The sequence below is a fragment of the Pantoea dispersa genome (genome assembly GCF_019890955.1).
GTDB lineage: Bacteria > Pseudomonadota > Gammaproteobacteria > Enterobacterales > Enterobacteriaceae > Pantoea > Pantoea dispersa.
The window spans coordinates 2,039,267-2,063,515 of record NZ_CP082346.1; the positions used below are offsets into that span (position 1 = coordinate 2,039,267).

23 protein-coding genes are annotated in these 24,249 nt (G+C 60.1%); 12 read left to right on the forward strand and 11 right to left on the reverse strand.

Features of this window, described 5'->3' with window-relative positions:
• Positions 1–20 precede the first annotated feature (20 nt).
• Positions 21–755, forward strand: a complete 735-nt coding sequence (locus K7H94_RS09405; RefSeq protein ID WP_222950938.1) for an SDR family oxidoreductase — start codon at positions 21–23, stop codon at positions 753–755.
• A gap of 2 nt (positions 756–757) precedes the next feature.
• Here K7H94_RS09405 and yeiL read toward each other — a convergent pair whose 3' ends face one another.
• Positions 758–1,450 (reverse strand): transcriptional regulator YeiL, encoded by a 693-nt coding sequence (gene yeiL / locus K7H94_RS09410; protein WP_058780660.1) that lies wholly within the window; start codon positions 1,448–1,450, stop codon positions 758–760.
• A 136-nt stretch (positions 1,451–1,586) separates the two neighbouring features.
• On the opposite strand from yeiL, the gene rihB reads away from it, so the two are divergent.
• Complete coding sequence (gene rihB / locus K7H94_RS09415) at positions 1,587–2,519, forward strand: ribosylpyrimidine nucleosidase (RefSeq protein ID WP_222950939.1); 933 nt, start codon at positions 1,587–1,589, stop codon at positions 2,517–2,519.
• Between the two features lie 83 nt (positions 2,520–2,602).
• The gene (locus K7H94_RS09420; RefSeq protein ID WP_222952038.1) at positions 2,603–3,853 is read left to right on the forward strand and encodes a NupC/NupG family nucleoside CNT transporter; all 1,251 of its coding nucleotides are present in this window, start codon (positions 2,603–2,605) and stop codon (positions 3,851–3,853) included.
• A gap of 15 nt (positions 3,854–3,868) precedes the next feature.
• Here the strand turns inward: K7H94_RS09420 and K7H94_RS09425 are convergent, their stop codons facing one another.
• From K7H94_RS09425 to K7H94_RS09445, 5 genes are all read right to left on the reverse strand, one after another.
• Positions 3,869–4,732 carry a DeoR/GlpR family DNA-binding transcription regulator gene (locus K7H94_RS09425; protein ID WP_021506045.1) on the reverse strand — a complete coding sequence of 288 codons (864 nt, stop codon included), beginning with the start codon at positions 4,730–4,732 and terminating at the stop codon, positions 3,869–3,871.
• Positions 4,733–4,860: 128 nt separating this feature from the next.
• A complete protein-coding gene (locus K7H94_RS09430; protein WP_058758551.1) occupies positions 4,861–5,808 on the reverse strand; it encodes a D-ribose ABC transporter substrate-binding protein in 948 nt (315 codons plus the stop codon).
• 74 nt (positions 5,809–5,882) lie between these two features.
• Positions 5,883–6,938, reverse strand: coding sequence for an ABC transporter permease (locus tag K7H94_RS09435; RefSeq protein ID WP_058758647.1), 1,056 nt, complete (start codon positions 6,936–6,938; stop codon positions 5,883–5,885).
• A 22-nt stretch (positions 6,939–6,960) separates the two neighbouring features.
• Positions 6,961–8,499, reverse strand: a complete 1,539-nt coding sequence (locus K7H94_RS09440; RefSeq protein WP_058780568.1) for a sugar ABC transporter ATP-binding protein — start codon at positions 8,497–8,499, stop codon at positions 6,961–6,963.
• A complete protein-coding gene (locus K7H94_RS09445; protein ID WP_222950940.1) occupies positions 8,496–9,149 on the reverse strand; it encodes a DUF2291 domain-containing protein in 654 nt (217 codons plus the stop codon). Before K7H94_RS09445 ends, K7H94_RS09440 begins: the two co-directional genes overlap by 4 nt.
• A gap of 432 nt (positions 9,150–9,581) precedes the next feature.
• Between K7H94_RS09445 and K7H94_RS09450 the strand changes: the two genes are divergently transcribed.
• From K7H94_RS09450 to K7H94_RS09465, 4 genes are all read left to right on the forward strand, one after another.
• Positions 9,582–11,138: an FGGY-family carbohydrate kinase gene (locus K7H94_RS09450; RefSeq protein WP_222950941.1), complete on the forward strand. Its 1,557-nt coding sequence runs from the start codon at positions 9,582–9,584 to the stop codon at positions 11,136–11,138.
• Positions 11,139–11,141: 3 nt separating this feature from the next.
• Positions 11,142–12,671, forward strand: a complete 1,530-nt coding sequence (locus tag K7H94_RS09455) for a glycerol-3-phosphate dehydrogenase (protein ID WP_222950942.1) — start codon at positions 11,142–11,144, stop codon at positions 12,669–12,671.
• Between the two features lie 10 nt (positions 12,672–12,681).
• Complete coding sequence (locus K7H94_RS09460; RefSeq protein WP_222950943.1) at positions 12,682–13,617, forward strand: sugar phosphate isomerase/epimerase family protein; 936 nt, start codon at positions 12,682–12,684, stop codon at positions 13,615–13,617.
• A 62-nt stretch (positions 13,618–13,679) separates the two neighbouring features.
• Positions 13,680–14,636: a sugar-binding transcriptional regulator gene (locus K7H94_RS09465; RefSeq protein WP_222950944.1), complete on the forward strand. Its 957-nt coding sequence runs from the start codon at positions 13,680–13,682 to the stop codon at positions 14,634–14,636.
• A 6-nt stretch (positions 14,637–14,642) separates the two neighbouring features.
• On the opposite strand, the gene K7H94_RS09470 is transcribed toward K7H94_RS09465, so the two are convergent.
• From K7H94_RS09470 to ampC, 4 genes are all read right to left on the reverse strand, one after another.
• On the reverse strand, positions 14,643–15,383 hold the full coding sequence (locus K7H94_RS09470) for a DeoR/GlpR family DNA-binding transcription regulator (protein ID WP_222950945.1): 741 nt from the start codon (positions 15,381–15,383) through the stop codon (positions 14,643–14,645).
• A 41-nt stretch (positions 15,384–15,424) separates the two neighbouring features.
• Entirely contained in the window at positions 15,425–16,687 is a 1,263-nt protein-coding gene (locus tag K7H94_RS09475) for a DUF1479 domain-containing protein (protein WP_222950946.1), read from the reverse strand.
• Positions 16,688–16,920: 233 nt separating this feature from the next.
• Positions 16,921–17,370 (reverse strand): GNAT family N-acetyltransferase, encoded by a 450-nt coding sequence (locus K7H94_RS09480; RefSeq protein ID WP_245001369.1) that lies wholly within the window; start codon positions 17,368–17,370, stop codon positions 16,921–16,923.
• Positions 17,367–18,497 carry a class C beta-lactamase gene (gene ampC, locus K7H94_RS09485; protein ID WP_059008810.1) on the reverse strand — a complete coding sequence of 377 codons (1,131 nt, stop codon included), beginning with the start codon at positions 18,495–18,497 and terminating at the stop codon, positions 17,367–17,369. Before ampC ends, K7H94_RS09480 begins: the two co-directional genes overlap by 4 nt.
• A gap of 184 nt (positions 18,498–18,681) precedes the next feature.
• Between ampC and K7H94_RS09490 the strand changes: the two genes are divergently transcribed.
• The 5 genes from K7H94_RS09490 (at position 18,682) to K7H94_RS09510 (ending at position 23,889) form a co-directional block, all read left to right on the forward strand.
• Entirely contained in the window at positions 18,682–20,436 is a 1,755-nt protein-coding gene (locus K7H94_RS09490) for a glycerol-3-phosphate dehydrogenase/oxidase (RefSeq protein WP_215800109.1), read from the forward strand.
• On the forward strand, positions 20,420–21,259 hold the full coding sequence (locus K7H94_RS09495; protein WP_058758540.1) for a class I fructose-bisphosphate aldolase: 840 nt from the start codon (positions 20,420–20,422) through the stop codon (positions 21,257–21,259). The genes K7H94_RS09490 and K7H94_RS09495 overlap by 17 nt, the downstream gene beginning before the upstream one ends.
• A 58-nt stretch (positions 21,260–21,317) precedes the next feature.
• Positions 21,318–22,805 carry an FGGY-family carbohydrate kinase gene (locus tag K7H94_RS09500; protein WP_222950947.1) on the forward strand — a complete coding sequence of 496 codons (1,488 nt, stop codon included), beginning with the start codon at positions 21,318–21,320 and terminating at the stop codon, positions 22,803–22,805.
• A gap of 95 nt (positions 22,806–22,900) precedes the next feature.
• Positions 22,901–23,383: a type II RES/Xre toxin-antitoxin system antitoxin gene (gene parS / locus K7H94_RS09505; RefSeq protein WP_021506062.1), complete on the forward strand. Its 483-nt coding sequence runs from the start codon at positions 22,901–22,903 to the stop codon at positions 23,381–23,383.
• Positions 23,383–23,889 carry an RES family NAD+ phosphorylase gene (locus K7H94_RS09510; RefSeq protein ID WP_058758538.1) on the forward strand — a complete coding sequence of 169 codons (507 nt, stop codon included), beginning with the start codon at positions 23,383–23,385 and terminating at the stop codon, positions 23,887–23,889. The genes parS and K7H94_RS09510 overlap by 1 nt, the downstream gene beginning before the upstream one ends.
• 5 nt (positions 23,890–23,894) lie before the next feature.
• On the opposite strand, the gene K7H94_RS09515 is transcribed toward K7H94_RS09510, so the two are convergent.
• Positions 23,895–24,137: a hypothetical protein gene (locus tag K7H94_RS09515; protein WP_245001370.1), complete on the reverse strand. Its 243-nt coding sequence runs from the start codon at positions 24,135–24,137 to the stop codon at positions 23,895–23,897.
• Between the last annotated feature and the right edge of the window lie 112 nt (positions 24,138–24,249).

The window sequence follows — 24,249 nt, forward strand, 5'->3', positions numbered from 1 at the left end:
TTATCTATGAGGAAGTCATTATGATGCAGAATGTTAAACCCTTAATCGTTATCACCGGCGCCAGCTCCGGTATCGGTCTTGCCACGGCGAAACTGCTTTCGGCGCGTGGACATGCCCTGCTGCTGCTGGCTCGCCGTATCGATCGTATGACGGCACTGAACCTGCCCAACGCCCTGTGCCGCGCGGTTGATGTGACCGATCGCCACGCATTTTCCGCCGCAGTGCAGGATGCTGAGCAGCAGTTTGGCCCGGCTGATGCGCTGATTAACAATGCGGGCGTGATGCTGCTCGGCGCGATTGAACAACAGGATGCCGGCGAATGGGATAAGATGTTCGACGTCAACGTGAAAGGCCTGCTCAATGGCGTGCAGGCGGTCATCGCAGGCATGATTGACCGTAAAAGGGGCACGATCATTAATATCAGCTCCGTGGCCGGACGGAAGACGTTTCCTAATCACGCAGTGTATGTTGGCACTAAATTCGCTGTGCATGGCATGTCAGAGAACCTGCGCGAAGATCTGTCGCCGCACAATGTACGCGTGATCGTTATCGCGCCGGGCGCAGTTGAAACCGAGCTGTTGAGCCACACCACCAGCGAAGCAATCAAGGACGGTTATCACGCGTGGAAAGCCGAAATGGGCGGCAAGGTGCTCAGCGCAGACGACGTGGCCAGCGCCATCGATTACGCCTATTCGCAGCCGCAGTCGGTCTGCGTGCGGGAGATCGTGCTGGCGGCCACCCGCCAGGGCGCATAAACTCAGTGACCCGGCAGCGCTGCGCCGGGCTCCATCTCTTCGGCTAAGGCCGTCAGCGCCGCGCGGTTACCGATCGCATAACCCCCCTGCTGCTTACGCAGCACCCCTTCTGCGCTGAACTGCGCAAACACATACAGCAGGTGGCGATAGGTCACGCCAAGGTACTCCGCCACCTGCGTATGCTTCTCTTTATACACACCATCATGCTGGGTCAGCAGGATAAAGGCCGCCAGCCGGTTAACCAGCGGAAACGCCTGATTGCGCGTTGAGGTGACAATATTGCGGAAATTCTTTTTCACTAAACCGAGACAGGCGTGGCGCAGGAACTGCGCATCATTTAACAACAGCGTGCGGCAGGTTTTCACCGGCAGCGCCAGGCACCAGCAGGCTTCAATCGCCTGCACCGCGCGTGAAGCATGCGTTTCATCCAGCACTTCAATCTCGCCAATAAAACAGGGCGCATTAAAGAAATCCACCAGCGAAATACGGCCATTGGCCAGTGTGACATACAGTTTGGTGCGACCGCGCGCCAGATAAAACATATACGCCGGCAGAGTCCCCTCGCGCACAATATAGTCCCCGGCAAGAATATGAAATAAATGTGTGTGCGGGATCACATCGGCTGAAAATTTATCGCAATAGCCGGACGCCATTATTAACTGCTGCTTCAGCGCGTCATTATTTATTTCTTTCATCATTCGATGTCCACTATGAGATTTCTCATACTCTGGCGTGTCACGCCGCTGCTAAGGTGAAGGCCTCTACCCTACCGCACCGGAAAATTTCTGCAATGAAATTAAGGTGATAAATAAAGAAGCTGAGGAGTAAACCATGACAGCACGTAAAATTATTCTGGACTGTGATCCCGGTCATGATGATGCCATCGCCATCATGCTGGCCGCAAAACATCCGGCGATTGAATTACTCGGCATCAGTATCGTGGCGGGCAATCAAATTCTGGACAAAACGCTGGTTAATGGCCTGAACGTTTGCCAGACGCTGAATATCGACACGCCAGTTTATGCCGGCATGCCGCAGCCGATTATGCGCCAGCAGATCGTCGCCGATAATATTCACGGCGAAACCGGTCTTGACGGCCCGGTGTTCGGCCCGCTGAAGCGTAAAGCGGAAACAAAGCACGCGGTGAACTTTATTATCGATACGCTGATGAACAGCGACGGGGATATCACGCTGGTGCCGGTCGGCCCGCTCACTAATATTGCGGTAGCGATGCGCATGCAGCCGAAAATCATTCCTAAAATCCGTGAAATCGTGCTGATGGGCGGCGCTTACGGCACCGGTAATTTTACCCCGTCGGCGGAGTTTAATATTTTTGCCGACCCGGAAGCCGCGCGCGTGGTATTTACCGCCGGCGCCCCGCTGGTGATGATGGGCCTCGACTTAACGCACCAGACGGTGTGCACGCCGGACATCATTACCCGCATGGAAAAGGCCGGCGGCCCGGCCGGAAAGCTGTTCAGCGACATGATGAATTTTACGCTGAAAACCCAGCACGACAATTACGGTCTGGCGGGCGGCCCGGTGCATGACGCCACCTGTGTCGCCTATCTGATCAATCCGGATGCCTTCAACGTTCAGCCGATGTTTGTCGAAATCGATGTCAACAGCGGTCCCTGCTATGGCCGCACGGTGTGTGATGCGCTCGGCGTGCTGGGGAAACCGGCAAACACCAAAGTGGGCATCACGCTGGATACCGCCTGGTTCTGGGATTTAGTCGAAGACTGCGTGCGCAGGTACCGCTAATCCTTTAACCCCACAATATGGGCAGAAAGTGGTCGCCCATACCGCTATGCAACCTCACCAGGCTGACATCAGGAAATATCATGATGGATATAATGAGAAGTGTTCTGGGTATGGTGGTATTACTGGCGATCGCGTTTCTGCTGTCAGTAAATAAAAAACACATCAGTCTGCGCACCACCGGTGCCGCGTTACTGATTCAGATTGCCCTCGGCGGCGCGATCCTCTATTTGCCGCCGGGCAAATGGCTGGCGGAAAAAGTCGCCAGCGGCGTGCATCAGGCGCTGGCTTACAGTGATGCGGGCAGCGCGTTTCTATTTGGCGCGCTGGCCGGACCACAAATGGACAAGGTGTTTAACGGCGCCGGCTTTGTGTTTGCTTTTCACGTTCTGCCGGCCATCATCTTTATCACCGCGCTGGTTAGCGTGCTCTACTATCTTGGCGTGATGGGCGCCATCATTCGCCTGCTGGGCGGCATCTTTCAGCGCGCGCTTAATATCAGTAAGATCGAATCCTTCGTGGCGGTCACCACCATTTTCCTCGGCCAGAATGAGATCCCGGCCATCGTCAAACCCTTCGTCAACCGTCTCAATCGCAACGAACTGTTCACCGCCATCTGCAGCGGCATGGCTTCAATAGCCGGTTCCACTATGCTCGGCTATGCCGGGCTGGGGGTACCGATTGAATATCTGCTGGCCGCCTCGCTGATGGCCATTCCTGGCGGCATTCTGTTCGCCCGGCTGCTCAGTCCGGCAACGGAAGCGTCGCAGGTGACTTTTACCCACCTGTCGTTTAGCGACACGCCGGCACGCAGCCTGATTGAAGCCGCCGCCAGCGGAGCGATTACCGGGATGAAAATAGCCGCCGGTCTGGCGACGGTGGTGATGGCGTTTGTCGGTATCATCGCGATGCTCAACGGCATACTTGGCGGCATCGGCGGCTGGTTGGGTCACGGCGACATCAGCCTGCAGGGAATACTCGGCTTCGCGCTGGCCCCGCTGGCGTGGCTGATGGGCGTGGCGTGGCACGATGCGGCGCTGGCGGGCAGCCTGATAGGGCAGAAACTGGTGGTGAACGAGTTTGTCGCCTACATTAGCTTTTCACCTTATCTGCATCAGGCAGGCGCGCTCGACGGCAAAACCATCGCCATCGTCTCGTTCGCCCTGTGCGGCTTTGCTAACTTTGGTTCGATTGGCGTGGTGGTCGGGGCCTTTTCTGCCGTCGCACCAGAGCGCACCCCGGAAATCGCGCGGCTGGGCCTGCGCGCGCTGATCGCCGCAACGCTCTCCAATCTGATGAGCGCCACCATTGCCGGCTTCTTCATCGGCCTTGGCTAACGCGCAAACCGGGCATTACGCCTCTGTGCGTCCCTGCCCGGTTTTCATCGGTGCCACCACCACATTCACCCCCAGCTCCTGCAGGCGACGCAGCACCGGCACCGGCGTGCCCTGATTAACAATCACCACATCAAACTCGCTCAGGTGAGCAAAGCGATGCAGCGCGCGCCGCTCAAACTTGGTGTTATCCATCATCAGGATGCGCTTCTGCGCCGCCTCGAACATCGCGCGCTTGGTTTCCACCGTCTCGGCGGACTGATGAAACACCGCATCATCGATAATCGCCGACATGCTGACAAAAAACACATCGGCGCGCAGGCTGGCGATTTCGTCTCGCGTCATGCGGCCCATAAAGGCGTTACACCAGTGATGAAACTGGCCGCCGAGCCCCATCAGAGTGATATCGCGTCCGTTACGTAATTCATTCATTAACGTCAGCGAGTTGGTGATCACCGTGAGCGGCGCTTTGGCCGGCAGCAGCCGCGCCATCTGCAGCACGGTGGTGGAATCATCCAGAAACAGCGCCTGGCCGGGTTCAAGGTAGCCAGCGGCCACTTCGGCAATCGCCTGTTTCTCTTCCAGCTGGCGCGTGGCACGGTAGAGATCGCTGGATTCCACCAGGCTGGTTGGTGTGGCAGAGACCACGCCGCGTGATTTATGCAGCAGCCCACGCTCAACCATCTCATCAATATCGCGATGAGCGGTCATCAGGCTGATACCGAAACGCTCAGTAATATCTTCGATACGCACCGCGCCTTCGGCCATCACGGCTTCGGCTATGAGCTGGCGTCGTGCCAGCTGACGCGCCTGACGGCTGTCGCCCGGTAAGGTTTCATTCAGGAAGTGACCAGCGGAGGTCTCTTGCGGGTTATGCGCCATGTTTCGTCCGGAAAGTGAAGCGGAAATGCAGTTTCGGCTTTGATTACAGCGCGTAAACGTTTCTTTTGCAAATCAGGCGCGCAGCAGGCAACCGATGACGGCCAGAATGCCGCCATCGGTGATCTGACTTACTGCTTCAGGACAAACGGCGAAACGAAATCACCGGCGTTGTCTTTGGTGATCAGGATACAGTCAAACAGCTGCTTCTCCTGTGCTACCCCGGTTTTGCCGGTTTTGAGGAAGGTGTCCGCCTGCTCTACCGCCTTCTGCGCAAACTGCGCTACCGGCTGCATCACGGTATAGGCCAGCGTACCGGCTTTAACCGCGTCGACCGCATCCGGTGAACCGTCAAACCCACCCACTTTCACCTGACTGAGTTTGCCGGCTTCCTTCAGCGCAGCGATAGCACCCAGCGCCATCTCATCGTTACCGCTGATCACCCCTTTGATGTTCGGATTAGCCTGCAGCAGCGACTGCATTTTGTTAAAGCCCTGGGTGCGATCCCAGTTCGCCACTTCCTGGCCGACTTTCTTCAGCGTCGGGTACTGAGACAGCACGGTATCGAAACCGTTGGCGCGCGTGGCGGCGTTGTTATCCGACGGCGGTCCCACCAGCTCGACATAGCTGGCGCTGTCACCCACCTGCTTCACCCACTCCATCGCGCCTACTGCCGCGCCCTGTGCGTTATTCGACACCAGCTGCGCTTTAGCCAGCCCGCTCTGGTTCAGTTCGGCATTGATCACAAACACCGGAATATTGGCGGCGATGGCTTTCTTTACCGAGCCAATCGAGCCGTCGGCGTTAGCCGGATCGAGAATGATCGCCTTCGATTTATTGGTGATCGCCGTATCAATCAGCTGGCTTTCGGTGTTAGTATCCCCTTTGTGCGCGCTGACTTTGGCACTGTAGCCCAGCTTCTCCGCCGCCTTCTGCGCGACCTGGCCCTCAGTCAGCCAGTATGGGTTGGAGGGATCGTTGACGATGATGGTCATCAGGCCGTTGTTGGCCCAGCTGGGTAAGGCAAAGGTGGAGATGGCCATCGCGGCGGCGGCGATAAACAGACGTTTAGTGAACATAGGTGCTCCGTTATTATTAGGGTACAGGTTTGTTTTACGGTTACTCGCGCGCCAGCCGGCCAGCGCGCACAGGGTTAGCGACCGCGCCGGCCGTATTGCAGGGTGTTGAGCAATACCGCCAGTACAATCACGGCGCCAGTGAACACCGTCTGCCAGTAGGCAGAAACGCCGATAATCACTAAGCCATCAGAGAGAAAGCCAATTACGAACGCGCCCAGCAGCGTGCCGCGCACGTTACCGCGTCCTCCGGTCAGCGCCGCACCTCCAATCACCACCGCAGCAATGGCGGTAAGCTCGTAGGTGGTGCCTGCGGTCGGACCGGCGGAGGTCAGCTGCGAAGAGAGCACCAGCCCGGCCATCGCCGCACAGATACCCGAGAGCACGTAGACGCTGATTTTGATGCGTTTCACCGGCACGCCGGAGAGATCGGCGGCGCGCTCGTTACCGCCCGAGGCATACAGCCAGCGGCCAAACGCCGAGCGACTCAGCAGGAAGCCGCAGGCCAGCGCCACTGCGCCGAGCACCAGCACGCCAACCGGGATGTTGAACAGGCGGTTGAAACCGAGCCAGTCGAAACCGGTATTGCCCAGCGCTTCGCTGCCGGAGAGTTTGTTGTAGGTCAGACCGTTGGTGATCAGCAGCGCGATACCGCGCGCCACATACATGGTGCCGAGCGTGGCAACAAACGCCGGGACGCGAAAAATCGCAATCAGCACGCCGTTGACCAGCCCCACCAGCGCGCCCAGCACCAGCGTCAGAATTGCCACCGCCCACACCGGCAGATAGAGCACCACGCCGAGCGCTTCAAGGTTGATGCCCTGCATCATAAAGCCGGCCATCACGCCAGCCAGTCCCAGCGTCGAGCCGACTGACAAATCAATCCCGCCGTTGAGGATCACCAGCAGCATGCCGATCGCCGGCAAACCGAAGATGGCCACATGCGACGCCATGGTGAGGAAGTTCGCACCGGTAAAGTAGTTGGGCGATAGCAGGGAGAAAGTGGCGATAATCACCAGCAGCGCGATAAAGGCACGCCCTTCCAGCAGCAGCCGCGCCAGATTTAGGCGCTTGCCGCTGGCCGGTTTCGCCACCCGCGGTGCGCTATCCAGCGTTTGGGTTCTGTCAGTCATACCGTTTGCTCCGTTTTTCATGTCATGCCACCAGAGACTCGCCCGAAGCGGCCATAATGCGTTCTTTACTCACGCTGGCGTCGAAGATGGCCGAGATGCGCCCTTTGCTCATCACCACGATGCGGTGCGCGATACTCAGGCACTCGCCCACTTCTGAGGTGGTGTAAACCACCGCCAGCCCTTTGCTGGCGTTCTCCGCCAGCAGACGAAACACTTCGGCTTTGGCACCGATATCGATGCCGCGGCTCGGTTCATCCAGCAGAATCACTTTGGGTCGGGTGGCGAGCATTTTGCCGATCACCACCTTTTGCTGATTGCCGCCGGACAGGGAACCGATAGCCGCCTCACCGCCGGCAGTCTTGACCGTCACGTTACGAATGCTGTCACTAATCAGCTGTTTCTCCCGTCGCGTTGACAGCACCAGTCCGCGCACAAACTCGCTGATGCTGGCCAGCGACAGGTTCTCGCCCACCGTCATGGTCTGCACCAGCCCGTCGCGCTGACGATCCTCCGGGACCAGCGCCAGCCCCATTTTGATGCGCTGCGACAGCGACAGCGCGGAGATCTCGGTATCCTGCAGCAGGATGTGCCCGCTGCTCTGCTTCAGCCGTCCGGCGAGACACTCCAGCAGCTCGGTGCGCCCCGCGCCCATCAGGCCATAAATGCAGACAATCTCGCCGGCCTGCACCGTCAGCGACAGCTGATCCACCAGCCGGATGCCGGTTTTGCTTTTCACGGTTAACGCCTGCACCGTCAGCGCGTCACCGCCGAAGGCATAGCCGCCGGGCGGTGAACCGAGGTCGAAGTGCTCTCCCACCATGTTGCGCACGATCCATTCGAGGTCGATCTCGTCGCGCCGGGCGTAGGCGGTCATCACGCCGTCACGCAGCACTACTGCGCGATCGGTGATCTCCAGAGCTTCCTCCAGATGGTGTGAGATATATACAATCGCCACGCCCTGACTGGTCAGATCGCGGATGACCTGAAACAGCACCGCCACTTCCGCCGCGCTGAGCGCCGAGGTCGGTTCATCCATGATCAGGATTTGTGAATTCACCGACAGCGCGCGGGCGATCTCCACAATCTGCTGCTGCCCGAGGCGCAGGTTCTCCACCGGCGTCAGCGGATCAATATCCTCCTCCAGCGCCGCCATCAGATGGCGGGTCAGCCGCGCCTCTTCGGCGTAATCCACCCCGCCGGGCCGCATGATTTCGCGCCCCATAAAAATGTTGTCGCGCACGTTCATGTTGGGCGCGAGATTCAGCTCCTGATGAATAATCGAGATACCGCAGTCGCGCGCCTCGGTGGCCGAACGGAACACCTTTGCTTCGCCGTTTAACAGAATTTCCCCGGATGTTGGCGTAATCACGCCAGAAAGAATTTTCATCAGCGTCGATTTACCGGCGCCATTTTCACCGAACAGCGTGGTGACTTCGCCGCGGCGGATTTCAAAATTGACGCCTTTCAGCGCATGGGTGGAGCCATATACTTTGCTGACGTTGCGCGCCTGCAGAATCACTTCTCCTTTCAGCAGCGCCGGGTTGACGTTGAACGGTTTCATTGCACCTCCACGCGCACCGGCGTAATCAGCCAGTTGGTCGGACTGAGCAGACGGAACACGCCGACCACCTGCACGGTTTTGCCCGGCAGCGCGTCGCGGTCCAGTTTCTCCAGCACCGCCGCTTTCATGGCGCGGTTAATCGCCGCCCCGGCGTTCTGGTATTCGATCTGATTAGTAAAATCACCAAACTGAATTTTGCCGCTGGCATCACGCAGATCGGTGCCGGTGATCGCCGGACCGGTTTGCAACCGCAGCTGCGTGCCCGCCGGCAGACCGGCGACCTGTAACGGGAAAACACCCATTTGCCCCGGCTGCACCACGCCCTGCAGTTTGACCGGCAGCACCGGCAGCGGCGAGCCGACACCGTATCTGGCCACCGCCTGCTGCCGATTGCTGTTCAGTGCGGCCGCCAGCGTGGCGGCATCCACCGCGCGCGCTTCGACATCCTGCTGGATGCCGGGAAAGGTTTTCTGCCCGTAGCTGTCTGCGGAGAAGCCCTGCTGACGCGCGTCGTCCGCCGAACCGATGCGCACCACTTTGGTATCCAGCGCCATGGCAGCTACCAGCGCCACGATCACCACGCCGCTGAGCGTGTAGCGCCGCCGACGTTTGCGTGCCAGCTGCTGCGTTGAGATTGAGACCTCGGACATAACGTGACCTCTCAGGGTGAACAGCGACGATGTTCATCGCCGCGCAATGTTATAAATGTGATAACTTGTGTGATGAGAATTGTGCTGTTGTGACTAAATTGTCAACAGGTGGCGCGCAATTTTTCGCACAGCGCGATCTGGATCGCTTATTTGCCCGCGATCACCCTTAATTCGTTTAAAAACCCCTTTAATACAATCATTAAAAACCTTTCACAGTGTTCAGACGCACCCGCAACTTATACTGGTTTTGTGATCGGACTCGCCATCCGGAGTGAAATTTATTCTTTTTTGAGAAAAATAATACATCAGATATGTTATCTCCATGAGAAGTGGTGTAAGACAGTATTTAGCAAAATCATCACAGCTCATTAACAAGGCTGCGGATAAACCAAACAGGGGTTCCCGCACCGGGAGCAGCGAACGGAGGTGTATGTGGAGAGTGGCGATATCATTCTGGGTCTGGATTCCGGCACCTCGGTGGTTAAAGCGGTGGCGTTTGATCTGGAAGGTAATCAGCTGGCGTGCGCGTCGGCGCGCAATCGCTATTACCGCAGCGCAGGCGGTGCCGCCCAGCAGTCAATGACGCAAACCTGGCAGGATGCGGTCAGCGCGATTCACAAGCTCGGCGATCGGGTGGAGAATCTGGCGGCGCGCGTGGTGGCCGTGGCGGTGACCGCCCAGGGCGATGGCAGCTGGCTGGTCGGTGCTGATAATCAGCCGGTGGACGATGCGTGGATCTGGCTGGATGCCCGCGCCGCTGCCACGGTGGAAAAACTCAATCAGCAGCCGCTGGCCGCCGCACGCTTTCAGGCCACCGGTACCGGTCTTAACACCTGCCAGCAGGGTGCACAGCTGGCGCACATGGACCAGCACTATCCCGAACTGCTGGCGCGCGCCGAAGTGGCACTGCACTGCAAGGACTGGCTCTATCTCAATCTGACCGGCGTGCGCGCCACCGATCCGTCTGAAGCCAGCTTTACCTTTGGCAACTATCGCCACCAGCGCTATGACGACACGGTGATTGACGCGCTGGGGCTTAACCACCGGCGACACCTGCTGCCGGAGATTATCGACGGCACGCAAATCACCCATGGCCTCACCGCTGACGCCGCCCGACAAACCGGCCTGCTGGCTGGCACGCCGGTGTGTCTCGGCTATGTCGATATGGCCATGACCGCGCTCGGTGCCGGGGTGCACACCGGTGAAGCCAATACCGCCTGTTCGATTGTCGGCTCAACCGGCGTGCATCTGCGCAGCGTCACTATTGACGAGGTATGGCTCAACCCGGCGCAAACCGGCTACGTGATCCCGCTACCGTGGCCAGGTTATGTCACTCAGGTGCAAACCAACATGGCCTCCACGCTCAATCTCGACTGGCTGCTGAACGTGGCCAGCGATCTGCTGAGCAGCTTTGGCTGTGAAACCGATCATGCGCGGCTGGTGCAGCAGATCGATCGCTGGCTCAACGACGCGCAGCCGGGCACCCTGCTGTTCCACCCTTACATTTCGCTGGCCGGTGAACGCGGACCGTTCGTCAACGCCGACGCGCGCGCCAGTTTCACCGGCCTCAACTACCAGCACAACTTTGGCGACCTGGTGCGCGGCGTGATTGAAGGCATCGGCATGGCGGCACGCGACTGTTATCAGGCGATGGGCGCCACGCTGCCGGGAGAAATTCGCCTTACCGGCGGTGCGGTGCGATCGCAGCCGCTCAGGAAGATTCTTGCCGCCTGCATCGGCGCGCCGGTGCGTATCAGCCAGCGCGAGGAAGCCGGCGCAGCGGGTGCGGCCATGATGGCGGCGGTGGCGATTGGCGCGTATCCGGACATGGCGCACTGCGTTGAACGCTGGGTGCGCCCGCTGCTGGACGACGCCGAAGCGCCGTCGCCTGCCCTGATGCAGCGCTACCAGCAGCTGTTCCCCCAGTATCAGCAGATCCGCCGCGATCTTCCTGCCGCCTGGCAGGCATTAAACAGTTTTAAGGAGTAACGCATGAGTGACAACACGTTGGATCTGTTTGTGATCGGCGGTGGCATTAACGGTGCCGGTATCGCGCGCGATGCCGCCGGGCGCGGGCTGTCGGTGATGATGTGTGAAAAAGACGATCTTGCCGCAGGCACCTCCTCGCGCTCCGGTAAACTGGTGCACGGCGGCCTGCGCTATCTGGAGTACTACGAATTCCGCCTGGTGCGCGAGGCGCTGATTGAACGCGAGGTGCTGCTGAACGCGGCGCCGCACATTATCTGGCCGATGCGCTTTGTGCTGCCGCACAGCCCGTCCGATCGCCCGGCGTGGCTGGTGCGGCTGGGGCTGTTTCTGTATGACCACCTTGGCGGACGCAAAAAACTGCCGGGCACGCGCGTGCTCGATTTGACGCGCGATCCTGAAGGCGCACCGCTACTGGACAGCTACCAGAAAGGCTTTGAGTATTCCGATTGCTGGGTGGACGATGCCCGGCTGGTGACGCTCAATGCGCTGGATGCCGCCGAGCGCGGCGCCACCATTCTGCCGCGCACCCGCTGCGTGGCAGCACAGCGTCTGCCGGGCAAATGGCAGATTACCCTGCAGGATCAGGCCAGCGGCGCGCAGCGCACGGTGTTCGCCCGCGCGCTGGTGAATGCCGCCGGGCCGTGGGTGCTGGATATCGTCAATCAGGTTAGCCATACGCAAAGCCAGCGCAGCGTGCGGCTGGTGAAAGGCTCGCACCTCATCGTGCCGAAATTCTGGGAGGGCCAGCAGGCCTATCTGGTGCAAAACACCGACAAGCGGGTGATTTTTATCAATCCCTATGAGGGTGATAAAGCGTTAATCGGCACCACCGACATTCCCTGGCAGGGCAAAGCGGAAGATGTCAGTGCGGATGATAGCGAGCAGCAGTATCTGATTGACGTGGTGAATCGCTACTTCAAGGTTAAGCTGCGCGCCAGCGATGTAATTACCCGCTTCTCCGGCGTACGGCCGCTGTTTGACGACGGCAAAGGCAACCCCTCGGCGGTGACGCGGGATTATGTGTTCGACCTGGATAATCAACAGGATGCCCCGCTACTGCACGTGTTCGGCGGCAAAATTACCACTTTCCGCAAGCTGGCCGAGCATGCGCTGCAACAGCTGGCGCCGTTTTTCCCCAACATGGGCGCGGACTGGACGCGCAGCGCCACGCTGCCGGGCGGCGAGATCGCCCATGCCGATTTTGACAGCTTCCTGGAGGAGATCAAAACGCGCTGGCCGTGGCTGCCGCAGCCGCTGCGCAAGCACTATGCGCGACTGTACGGTGCGCGTATGAGCACGCTGCTGGGCACCGCCGGTTCGCTGAGCGATCTCGGTGAGCATTTTGGCGGCCAGCTGTATGAGGCCGAGGTGCGTTACCTGGTGCAGTACGAATGGGCGCAGCAGCCGGAAGATATTCTCTGGCGTCGCACCAAACATCAGCTGCACCTGAGCGCTGCACAGCGCACCGCGTTCAGCCAGTGGTTCGAACAGACTTTCCACCCTGCCGCGCCGCTGCGCGCCCACGCTGGCTGAGAGGTGCCGCATGCCATTAACGCTTTCGCTGAATACCAATCCGCTGGTGAACCGCTTCGCCGATCCCGGCGATTTAATTCACACCGTGGCGCAGCAGATCCGCATCCGCGATCTGCAGCTGACGCATGAGTTTATCAATCCCGGCTGGCCTGCTGCCACGCTCAGCCACATGACGCGCCGCATGCAGCAGGCGCTGCGTGACACCGGCGTGCGCGTCACCTCCGGCATGACCGGCCCGTATGGCCGCCTCAACCATTTTGGTCATCCGGATGCGGCGGTACGTCGCTACTACATTGACTGGTTTAAAACCTTTGCCGACATCACCGCGGAACTGGGCGGCGTCGCGGTGGGCTCGCAGTTTGCCATCTTCACCCAGCGGGATTTTAACGATGTGGCGCGGCGTGAAGCGCTGATTGCCATCGCCATTGACTGCTGGGCGGAAGTGGCGGAACACGCCAAAGCGGCCGGTCTGCGTTACCTGTTCTGGGAACCGATGAGCGTCGGGCGCGAATTTGGCGAAACCATTCCCGCCTGTATGGCACTGCAGCAGCGGCTGAGCGCGGCACAGTTTGCCCTGCCGATGTGGATGATGGCGGATATCGATCATGGCGATGTCACCTCTGCCGATCCGCGTGACTACGACCCTTACGCGTGGGCTGAAGCGGTGCCGCGCTTTTCGCCCATCATCCATATAAAGCAGAGCATGATGGATAAAGGCGGGCACAGGCCCTTTACATTGCAGTACAATGCCGGCGGTCGCATTCAGCCGCAGCCGCTGCTTGAGGCGCTGGCGCGCGGCGGCGCGCAGGATAACGAGATTTGCCTCGAACTAAGCTTCAAAGAGCGCGAACCCACCGACAGCAATGTGGTGGCGGAGATTGCCGAAAGCGTGGCGTTCTGGGCCGACCATATTGATACCGGGGTGCAGGATTTGCATCTCGCGTGAGCATGCCGTGCTGAGGGCTTTCGTCAGCCCGCAGCACCCCTCAACCAGACAGGGACAACCCGATGAAATCCGCACTGACTTCCGCTGAACGCGATGACTCTCTGGCCCTGCGGGCAGCCTGGCTGCACTATGTCGGCGGCCTGACGCAGGCTGAAGTGGCCAAACGGCTCGGCCTGCCATCGGTGAAAACCCATCGGCTGATTGCGCGCATGGTGGCCGAAGGCGCGGTGAAAGTCACCATCGACGGCGCGATTGTCGCCTGCGTGACGCTGGAAGAGCAATTGCGCAGCCGCTACGGCCTGAACTTTTGTCAGGTGGCACCCGATCTCGGTGAAGAAGGCCTGCCAGTGCGCGCGCTGGGCATGGCCGGTGCCGACTATTTACGTAATCTGCTGGCCTCCACGCCGGCGATCACGCTGGGTCTCGGCCACGGCCGGACGCTGTCGGCAGCAATTCACCAGCTGGCACGTATCGACGCGCCGCACCTGCGCTTTGTCTCCCTGCTCGGCTGCCTGACGCGCAACTACGCGCTCAATCCGCATGACGTGATGCATCGCATCGCCGAAAAAACCGGTGCGCAGGCCTACATGATGCCGGTACCGTTTTTTGCCAACACCGAAGAGGATCGCGATGTGCTGCTGGCGCAGCGTGGTGTCAGCGAAGTGTTCAGCATGGCCGCGCACAGTGAAGTGAAGCTGGTGGGCATTGGCACCGTGGAACCGGCCGCCCAGCTGGTGGAGGCCGGGATGATCGATGCAGCCGAGATCCGTGCCCTGTCGGAAGCCAGCGCGGTGGGCGAACTGCTGGGGCACTTTTTTGCCGCCGACGGGCAGATGATTCACAACTCGCTGACGGCACGCACGCTGTCGGTACCGCTGGATCTGGCGCAGCGCGCAGAGATCGTGGCGCTGACCGGCGGACCGAGCAAAGTGGCAGCGATCCGCGCGGTGCTGGCCAGCGGACTCGTCACCGGTTTGATCACCGACGAGCTGACGGCGCAGGCGCTGCTCAGCGCATGAATCAGGTTAAACCAGACTGAGCTGTAGCGACTGCGCACGCAGCTGCTGCTGCCATCCTGCGGCGAGTTCCGCGTCGGTAATCACCTGCTTAAACGGCTGTAGCGGCGCCAGCGCATAGGGATGAATCTGACCAAATTTGGAGGAGTCAGTCAGCGCGACGGTGTGGGTAGGTTTTTCCATGATGGCGTTCACCACATCGCAGCGCAGCATGTCGCGGCTGGTGAAACCGGTCGCCTCATCCCAGCCGTCAATGCCAATAAACGCCTTATGGAAGTTGAGGTGCTGAATGCACAGCCGCGTTAACGGCCCGACCACTGACTCACTGCTTTTCTGAAACAGCCCGCCGAGGATAATCACATCGCCGCCCTCCTCACGCAGCAGTCCGGCGATGTAATGGCTGACGGTGATGATGGTGATGTCCTGCCGATGGCTGAGCTCTCGCGCCAGCAGCGCATTGGTGCTGCCGCCTTCAATAAACACCGTTTCGCCGGGGTTAACCAGCCCGGCGGCGTACTCCGCCAGGCGTTTTTTCACCGCAAAGCGGGTTTGCATGCGCGCGCCTACGTCATCACTTTCCGGTGCCACGGCGGAACCGTGCACGCGGCGCAGAAAGCCGCCCTTCTCCAGCAGGTTCAAATCCTGACGCACCGTCACCTCCGAAACGCCGGTGGTTTGCGCCAGTTCATTGACGCTGACGCTGCCGCGCTCGCTGACCAGTTGAATAATGTGCTGATGACGTGCGTTCATAGAGCCTGCTGTAAAAAAGTTTTTGCCCAGCTTAGCAGAAATCACGCTAATCCCAGACTGCGCCGGCCGTTTTCATTCAGATCCTGCGGCGTAAAACGGCCGCGCCAGCTGGCTTCGTAATCCTCTTTGGGGAAATCGCCCGGTGAGACACCAGTCGCCAGCGCCTGCGCCACCTGCTGCGCATAGTCGGCGTTTTTACCGCACATCGGCGCGGCGGGAATGTACATCACGTTGCCCCAGCCCTGCTGATTTTCTACCGGCGCCACCGCATGAATCACGTCGCAGTGCCACCACACCGAATCGCCCGCCTGCAGCGCCGGGATCGAACACAGGCCGGCGATTAATTCCGGATGCCAGCGCTCTGATACCGGCAGCACTTTGCCCGGCGCCACGCCGCACAGTTCCTCTTCCGGCACATCCTTCAGTAACGGACGCAGCAGCAGATAGGCCATGGCTTCCGGCACCGGCACCACGTGCAGCAGTCCCTGACCAGGCTGCATGTCGGAGAGCGCGGTCCAGCCCTGGAACGTGCGGAACACCGAACATTTGGTGGTGGTGCCAGACTGGTACTCCTGCACGGCCGTGCGGTGCGCCGCGTCCCACGGATCGTACTGATCGAACTGGTTAGAAAAGATCTTGCTGAACACCTGCTGATAGGCCGGCAACAGCCAGCGCTCCAGCGCGCCGGAATCGGTGTGCGCGCCCAGCCCTTTTGAGGTGGTGCCCGGCAGCCGGCGCCGGATGCGATCCGGATAGATGATGCTCACGTCCGGATCAAACCAGCGCGTACCGGCGGATTCGAATTTCCACAGGCGATTGAGGAACGCCTGGGTTTGCGCCATGGCCTCGCTCTGGCGGGCCGACATCTGCGCATCGCTCCAGTAAATGGGATAGATCTCCGGCCGCGAGGCGTCGAGGTTGCCAAAGAAGTTGTCACCCGGCCCCTGATAAACGCGGTCGAAATCATTGTCGTCGAGGTAGTTGAGCATGTCAGCATCCCACGCCAGCGCCTGCTCGCGGCTGAAGGTTTGCTTCACCACCACGCAGCCGCGGCGGCGGATGTGATCTTTGGTCTGTTCGCTGATGCGGCCAGCGGCCAGATCCGCGAAGCTGACCTGCGGCCACGCCGTTCCGTGCTGCTTCTCTTCGGCGCGCGCGGCCGCGATTTCACTGACAATCTTACTTCTGACCTGCTCAAACAGGCCTTCGACATCGCCAATCTGTGCTCTGAGCGCCTGCTTCATCAGGCGCACATGCTGTTTAAAATCGTCGGGTTGTTGTTCTGAGGTAAAAGTCGTGTTCATCTCGCACTCCGTCTGTTTACGTTTTAGTTTCATTCGAAACACATTACATATTCATTCATAACACTCAGCGAACAAAAAGACAGCACGCAGGCAGAAAATAGCGAGCATGGTCACAGTTATTTATCTGAGGGGTTTTCGTTTGAAAGGGTCAGGGAGCGAAACGGTGGGATGAATAACGCAAGCGCGTCTCGATCAGGCACGCGGGGGCCACCTTCCATGGCAGCCCGGGAAAATTATGGCTGATCGAATAAATGACGGTACTGCACAAAATCGGTTTGTTGCGCCAGCCGATCGTACAGCGCCCGCGCGTGGCCATTAGACGCCTGCGTCAGCCAGTAAACGCGCGAACAGCCGAGCTTCTCTGCCTGTTCATAGACCGCCAGAATCAGCGCCTTGCCGGCACCCAGACCGCGCGCGGCTTCGCTGACGTAGAGGTCCTGCAAATAGCAGTAGTCGCCCTGAGTCCAGGTTGAGCGATGGGTAAGAAAATGCACCAGCCCGACCATCGCGCCGTCCTGCTCGGCCACCAGACAGTGCATGGGTTCCGCGCGGGACAGCAAGCGGCGAAAGCTCTCGCCGGTGGTGTTATCGTCAATGGTAGTCTGATAAAAGCGCTGATAGCCCTGCCACAGCGCCAGCCACGGCATAAAATCTTCTGCGCGCAGCGCTCTGATGGTGATCATTCGCCCTTCCCGATGTTGCTGATGATTTTTTCCGCAGCCACCACCCGATCGTCATTCGGGAACCACTTATTTGCCAGCATAATCAGCGCAACCCGCTGCGACGGGATAAATACCGCGTAGGTGGCGAATCCGTTGGTGGAGCCGGTTTTGTTGTACCACGCCTGCTGCGGCGCAGCCTGCGGCGGCGTAATCCGCGTGGCTTTCATGCCCTTCATGATGCGCGCGCCGCTGTTGCCGTCCACCAGCTGCTGCGTGGTCACCGGCAGCGGGTAATATTCCCACATCATCGCCTGAGTAAAAGCGGTCTCGGTGTGGTAATAGCCCTGATGCGTCGCGGCCACCGCCTGTTGCCATGCGGGCGCGACCGGCTGTTGCTGCAGCTGAATGGCCAGCCAGCGAATCAGATCGGCAGAGGTGGATTTCAGGCCATAGGATTCCGCATCCAGCGGGCCTGGCGTGACCCGTACCGGGCGATCCTGCTTGTTATAACCCTGGGCGTAGCGCCCCATCTGCGATGCAGGCACCTGCACATAGCTGTGCGTCATGCCCATCGCCGGCAGCAGCTGCTTTTCCATCGCGCTGATGAACGGCTGATGCAGACTTTTAGCCGCAATCATGCCGAGCATACCGATACCGAGGTTGGAATAAACGCGCACCGTGCCCGGCTGGGCCTCTGGCTGCCACTGTTTGTACCAGCGCATCAGCTCGCGGGTATTGGTCACGTCATCCGGTACGAACAGCGGCGTGCCGCTGGTGTGCGTCGCCAGATTCAGCAGCGAGACGCGATCAAAAGCGCTGCCTTTCAGTTCCGGCAGCCACTGGCTGGCCGCGTCGCTGAAATTCAGTTTGTTCTGCTGCGCCGCATAGCTGGCTAAGGTGGCGGTAAACGTTTTACTCAGCGAACCGATTTCAAACAGCGTCTGCTCGTTGATCGGCTGTCCGCTCTCTTTCGATGCCACGCCGTAGTTATAAAATTCGGTTTTGCCGTCGTGCAGAATCGCCACCGCCATACCGGGGATCTGATACTGCTGCATCAGCGGTTTGATGATGCTGTCTGGTGATGTCGTTGCCAGCGCACTGCCGCTGACCAGCAGCGCAAGTGCGCTTAATCGGGCCCATGAAAACATGAAAATTCCTTTTCCTGCAGGTTAACCATGATGTCTGACCGGCAGTATATCGTTACCCCTGCCAGGCTTCCCGACAATTCTCATTGGTAGTGAACAAAATCACATCCTGTATGACCTGATTTGCCGTTTGCTGCGCCCGCTCCTATACCTTTGACAAGTAAGCGTTCATCGCAAGGAGCTGAGAATGGAACAGGTTTTGACCCGCGAACAACGGCTTAGCCGCCTGCGCGCGCGCAGTTCGCTGCCGGTGCTGATCGTCGGCGGCGGCATCAACGGCATCAGTACTTTTCGTGAGCTGGCATTACAGGGCATTCCTGCGGTGCTGGTGGAGAAAGGTGACTGGTGCCAGGCGGCCAGCGGCGCGCTGTCGCGCATGATCCACGGCGGCCTGCGCTATCTGGAGACCGGCGAGTTTGGCCTGGTGAAGGAGTCGGTGATGGAGCGCGATCGCCTGCTGAAAAACGCCGCGCACTATGTGTTTCCGCTGCGCACCACCGTACCGATCGATAATCTCGGCGGTGGACTGGTTAACGCCACGCGACGTTTCCTGCGCCTGAGTGATAAGCCCACCCGGCGCGGCGCGCTGCTGATCAAAACCGGTCTGAGCCTGTACGACCTCTACACGCGACAGTACGGCGCTATGCCGCGCCACCAGCTGCGTAACGAAGCCGCCACGCGCGATCGCTGGCCTGGCTTCGCGCCCTGGGTGAAATACAGCGCCAGCTACTACGATGCGTGGATCAGCGCGCCGGAGCGACTCGGGTTTGAGCTGATTGAAGATGCGGAACGCGCCTGCCCGGAGGCGCTGGCGCTCAATTATCTGCGGGTGGTCAGCGCCAGCGACGAGACGGTGCTGCTGGAAGATACGCTGAGCGGTGAGCGCTTTAGCCTGCAGCCGCACGTGCTGGTGAATGCCGGCGGCGCGTGGATCGACCAGCTGAATCAGCAGCTGGCCGTGCATTCGCAGCCGACCAGACTGATAGGCGGCACCAAAGGGTCGCATCTGATCCTCGATCATCCCCAGCTGTTACAGATGCTGGACGGTGAAATGGTCTATTTCGAAAATCAGGAAGGCCGGGTGTGCATCATGTTTCCCTGGTTCGGCAAAGTGCTGGTGGGCTCCACCGATATCCGCGTTGATGACCCTGAGGGCGTGGTGTGCGAAGCCGAAGAGCAGGCTTACATTCTTGAGTCGCTGCGCTTTGTATTTCCTGACATTGTGGTGCCAGCTTCCGCAGTGGTTTACACCTTCTGCGGCGTGCGCCCGCTGCCGGCCAGCGAGGCCAAAGTGAATGGCCAGATTTCACGTAACCATTCGCTGGTGCTGCTGCCGCCTGACCACGCGCGTGCCTGGAGCACGCTGTGTCTGGTCGGCGGTAAATGGACCACCTTCCGCCGCTTCGGGGAAGAGGCCGCCGACCGCGTGTTGCGCCTGCTGGGAGAAAAGCGTCGCGTCTCCAGCAGCGACCTGCCGATTGGCGGCGGCCGGGATTTTCCGGCGCCGTCCGCCCAGCCCGCCTGGCTCAGTGCGCTGGCGCAGCAATATGACCTTCCGCTGGCACGCGTGACGCAACTGGCGAAACGCTACGGCAGCCGGGCCCTGCCGCTGCTGCAGCAGATTCAGCAGCACGGCGAACAGCCGCTGCAGCATCATGCCGGTTACAGCGCCACCGAACTGCGCTATCTGATTGAGCATGAACAGGTGTGCCAGCTGGAAGATGTGCTGGTGCGCCGCACGTCACTGGCTATCTGCGGTGAATTAACGCCGCCGCTCATGCAGGAAATTTCGCAGCTGCTGGCCGACTCGCTCGGCTGGCAGGACAGCCAGCGCGCTAAACATCTGCAGCACACCGCAATCAGCCTGGCGCAGCGCCATGGGCTGCACGCGCTCGCATCCGCGTTTTCACAGGAGGAAGTTCAGGATGTCACTCACCCCTAAAGTTCGCCTCAACCGGTTATTTCACCACGGCAAGTGCCTGGATGTGGCGATCGATCACGGCATCGCCAACGAGCCCGATTTTCTGCTGGGGCTGGAAGATATTGAAAGCGTGATGCGCAACCTGATTGCCGCACAGCCGGATGCGATCCAGGTCAATTATGGTCAGGCCGATCTGCTGCAGTGCGTTGCCGGGCGCAAACCGGCGCTGGTGATGCGCACCGACGTCGGCAATGCCTATAACGCGGCGCGCCATCGCGAGATGTGGGCGGTGCTGCACAATCCGGAGGCACCGATTCTTGCCGCGCTGCAGATGGATGCCGCCGCCGTGGTGGTCAATCTCTACCAGATCCCGGATGAACCGGGCATTTTTCGCATGTGCGTGGAGAACATTGGCCGCCTGCGCCAGGCCTGCGATCGCTATGCCATGCCGCTGATGGTGGAGCCGCTGGTGATGGCCCCCGCCGGCCAGGGCGCGGCGTACGGCTCGCTGGGTGACGTCAGACAAATCGTGCCGCTGGTGCGGCTGGCGCGGGAGCTGGGCGCCGACATCATTAAAGCCGACCCCACGGATAACGTAGAGGATTTCCATCGTGTGGTGGAGGCGGCGCGCTGTCCGACGCTGGTGCGCGGCGGCGGCAAAGGGGAACTGGGCGCGGTGCTGGCGAAAAGCGCCGCGCTGATGGCGCAGGGTGCCAGCGGCATGGTGTATGGCCGCAACGTTTATCAACATGATAATCCGTCACGCGTGGTCAGCGCGCTGATGGCGATTATTCATCAGGGTGTCAGCGGCGCGGATGCGCTGGACATCTACCAGCAGGGTTAAGCGTGACCTGCACCGGCGCTTAAGCGGTGCGCCGTCTTCGCCTGAAACGGAGTCGGATATGAGCCAGATTCTCGGCATCGATGCCGGAAATACCATGATCAAAGCGGTACTGTTTGACCTGAGCGGCCGCGTGCTGTCGGTAGCGGAGTGCGCCGGCGAAACGCATCAGCCGCAGGAAGGCTATGCTGAACGGCCAGTTGAAGATATCTGGCGCGGCGTCAGCAACGCGGTGAGTCGCTGCCTGCAGCAAGCCGGCACGCGCGGCAGCGAAGTGATTGCCGTCGGTGCCGCCGGACACGGCAACGGGTTGTATGCGCTGGATCGTCAGCAGCGCCCGCTGTTTGGCATCCAGTCGATTGATCATCGCGCCAGCGCCACGGTACAGGCGCTGGAATCCAGCGGTGCGGCGCAGCAGATTTACGCGCTGTCGTTGCAAAAACCGTGGCCCGCCGCCACGCCGGTGCTGATCAGCTGGATGCGGCAGCATCAGCCGGAACGCTGGGCGCAGATCGGCCATCTGCTGTGTGCCAAAGATGTCATCGCCCATTTTCTGTGCGGCAACGTCAGCGCGGACTATTCGGATGCCGCCGGTGCCGGGCTGATTGATTATCGCCAGCGCAGCTACAGTCGTGAATTGCTGGCGCTATATAGCATCGAAGAGGCGCTCACTCTGCTGCCACCGCTGCGTGAATCCTGCGAGGTCACCGGCGTGGTCTCGGCCCGCGCGGCACAGCTCACCGGTTTACCGGCCGGCATCCCGGTGGTGGCCGGCATGTTTGACGTGGTTGCCAGCGCGGTCGGCTCGGGCGTAGTGAACTGCGGTGAGGCCTCCATTGTCGCCGGTACCTGGAGCATCAATCAGGTGGTGGTCGACAAACCTGATTATCTGCGCCCGGTGTTTATGAATTCGATCATCGAACGCGATCGCTACATGGCGATCGAGGCCAGCGCCACTTCTGCCGCCAATCTTGACTGGTTCCTGCGTGAATTTGATGATGGCCGCGCTGGCCAGGGCGCGGCGCGCAGCAGCGACAGCGTGGCACAGGTCAGGCCTGACGCGCAGCTGCCGCTGTATCACCCTTACCTCTATTCAGGGCGGAAAGCCGAACCCGCCAAAGCTGGCTTTTACGGCCTCGGCGGCTGGCATACGCGCGCTGACATGCTGTTTGCCCTGTTTGAAGGCGTGACCTTTGCCCACCGGGCGCACATTGACCGGCTGCGCGCGGCCGGCATTACGGTCAACCAGGCCACGCTCTCCGGCGGCGCGACGCGCAGCAGTGTCTGGCCGCAAATGTTTGCGGATGTGCTGGGGATGCCGATTCGCGTCGCAACCTGCCACGAAACCGGGGCGCTGGGTGCGGCCCTGTGTGCGGGCGTGGGCGTGGGTCAGTGGCCGAATCTGGCTGCCGCCGTGCAGCAGGCGGTTACCCTTGCGCCGGAGGCGCTGCAGCCTCGCGCGGCGCGCTTCGCGTTCCATGACACACGCTACCGGCTGTTTAAAAAACTTGAGCTGGCGATGAGTGACATCTGGCGCACCGCCAGTTAATGGCGGTGCGGCGTGAACAAACCATGACACCGGTGGGCAAATGCTGTACACTTGATGCATAAAAATGTTCACATGAACATTATCAGGAGGTTGTGATGTCCACCGCATCGGCTTTTAATCCCACCAGCGGATCGCGCATCTTTGATCCGTCGCTGATTCAGCACGCCCGCCCCTCTTTTATGGATCAGATGGGGCTGCCGCGTAACCGGCTTAAGGCGCATAAGTTGATCACCGACGGCATGGATGTCGGCATTGTCGAACGCGCCGCCACGATTCTGAAAGCGACGCCGATCGACATCGCGCAAATGGTCTCGATTGACCGCAATACCTACCGGCGCCGCGAGAAGTCCGGATCGCAGCTCTCGGTCGAACAGGGCGCGCGCATCTATCAGGTGTTTGAAGTGCTGGATGCGGTGATCCAGCTGTTCGCTGGCGATCCGGAAGTGGCGATGCACTGGATGTATCAGCCTGCGCTGGCGCTCGACAACGCGCAGCCGATTAACATGCTCAGTACGCCCGCCGGCTGCGACGCGGTGCTGACGCTGATTGGCCGCCTGGAGCACGGAGTGATTGTCTGATGACACGACGGAAGGATCCGGCCACACCCGTCAGGGTGTTCTATCGAATTGTCAAAGCGGAGTACGCCAGCCAGGCGTTTAACGGTGCTGGCGCAGAAAAATGGGGTGGCCGCTGGAATCCGCCCGGGATGAAAGCGGTTTACCTCAGCAGCTCTAAAGCGCTGGCGACGCTGGAACTGGTGGTGCACGCCGGGAAAACGCTGCTGGAGCAAAGCCGCTTTGTGGTGTTTACCGTGGCGGTACCGGAGTCCGACATCATCGCCCTCGACAGCAGTAAACTGCCGGCCGGCTGGGAAAAATATCAGCAGCAGGAGGAGACGCAGGCCATCGGCGCGGCGTTTCTCGATCCGCACAACGGCTTTCCCCTGCTGATGACGGTACCCAGCATCCTCACCGGCGAAGATAATGCGCTGTTTAACCCCGATCATCCGGGCGCGGCCGCGCTGATTGCCACAGCGACCTCCGCACCCTTCGCCATCGATCGCCGTATCAAAGACGATCCGTAAACGCTCTAACGGCACTGGCTGGCACAGTTTTGTACGCAAATCTGCGCCAGCGAGCCACAGCCGCCGCCGTTGTCATTCTTGCACTGCGATTGCTGCATGTAACAGTTCTGCTGACAGGAAGAGACATCACACTTCGCTGCTACCGGCGTGAGCTGCGGCAAATCCCCTTTTCTCTCCGGCTGCCACGGCGTTTGCGCCGCTGCGCTCAGGCTGCCCAGCAGCCATAACATCATTATCCATTTCATCATTCAGTCCTCGCAGGATGGATGTAGAGAGTATGAACGCTGGCCGGATGATTGCCAGCGTGAAACCTTTGGTTCACCTTCCGCCTGATGATGCCCTGTTAAGGTGCAGACTCTG

Bases quoted from the DNA above. Each gene is read 5' to 3' on its own strand.
- K7H94_RS09405 (WP_222950938.1), top strand. From the start codon at position 21: ATGATGCAGAATGTTAAACCCTTAATCGTTATCACCGGCGCCAGCTCC.
- yeiL (WP_058780660.1), bottom strand. From the start codon at position 1,450: ATGAAAGAAATAAATAATGACGCGCTGAAGCAGCAGTTAATAATGGCG.
- rihB (WP_222950939.1), top strand. From the start codon at position 1,587: ATGACAGCACGTAAAATTATTCTGGACTGTGATCCCGGTCATGATGAT.
- K7H94_RS09420 (WP_222952038.1), top strand. From the start codon at position 2,603: ATGGATATAATGAGAAGTGTTCTGGGTATGGTGGTATTACTGGCGATC.
- K7H94_RS09425 (WP_021506045.1), bottom strand. From the start codon at position 4,732: ATGGCGCATAACCCGCAAGAGACCTCCGCTGGTCACTTCCTGAATGAA.
- K7H94_RS09430 (WP_058758551.1), bottom strand. From the start codon at position 5,808: ATGTTCACTAAACGTCTGTTTATCGCCGCCGCCGCGATGGCCATCTCC.
- K7H94_RS09435 (WP_058758647.1), bottom strand. From the start codon at position 6,938: ATGACTGACAGAACCCAAACGCTGGATAGCGCACCGCGGGTGGCGAAA.
- K7H94_RS09440 (WP_058780568.1), bottom strand. From the start codon at position 8,499: ATGAAACCGTTCAACGTCAACCCGGCGCTGCTGAAAGGAGAAGTGATT.
- K7H94_RS09445 (WP_222950940.1), bottom strand. From the start codon at position 9,149: ATGTCCGAGGTCTCAATCTCAACGCAGCAGCTGGCACGCAAACGTCGG.
- K7H94_RS09455 (WP_222950942.1), top strand. From the start codon at position 11,142: ATGAGTGACAACACGTTGGATCTGTTTGTGATCGGCGGTGGCATTAAC.
- K7H94_RS09460 (WP_222950943.1), top strand. From the start codon at position 12,682: ATGCCATTAACGCTTTCGCTGAATACCAATCCGCTGGTGAACCGCTTC.
- K7H94_RS09465 (WP_222950944.1), top strand. From the start codon at position 13,680: ATGAAATCCGCACTGACTTCCGCTGAACGCGATGACTCTCTGGCCCTG.
- K7H94_RS09470 (WP_222950945.1), bottom strand. From the start codon at position 15,383: ATGAACGCACGTCATCAGCACATTATTCAACTGGTCAGCGAGCGCGGC.
- K7H94_RS09475 (WP_222950946.1), bottom strand. From the start codon at position 16,687: ATGAACACGACTTTTACCTCAGAACAACAACCCGACGATTTTAAACAG.
- K7H94_RS09480 (WP_245001369.1), bottom strand. From the start codon at position 17,370: ATGATCACCATCAGAGCGCTGCGCGCAGAAGATTTTATGCCGTGGCTG.
- ampC (WP_059008810.1), bottom strand. From the start codon at position 18,497: ATGTTTTCATGGGCCCGATTAAGCGCACTTGCGCTGCTGGTCAGCGGC.
- K7H94_RS09490 (WP_215800109.1), top strand. From the start codon at position 18,682: ATGGAACAGGTTTTGACCCGCGAACAACGGCTTAGCCGCCTGCGCGCG.
- K7H94_RS09495 (WP_058758540.1), top strand. From the start codon at position 20,420: ATGTCACTCACCCCTAAAGTTCGCCTCAACCGGTTATTTCACCACGGC.
- K7H94_RS09500 (WP_222950947.1), top strand. From the start codon at position 21,318: ATGAGCCAGATTCTCGGCATCGATGCCGGAAATACCATGATCAAAGCG.
- parS (WP_021506062.1), top strand. From the start codon at position 22,901: ATGTCCACCGCATCGGCTTTTAATCCCACCAGCGGATCGCGCATCTTT.
- K7H94_RS09510 (WP_058758538.1), top strand. From the start codon at position 23,383: ATGACACGACGGAAGGATCCGGCCACACCCGTCAGGGTGTTCTATCGA.
- K7H94_RS09515 (WP_245001370.1), bottom strand. From the start codon at position 24,137: ATGATGAAATGGATAATGATGTTATGGCTGCTGGGCAGCCTGAGCGCA.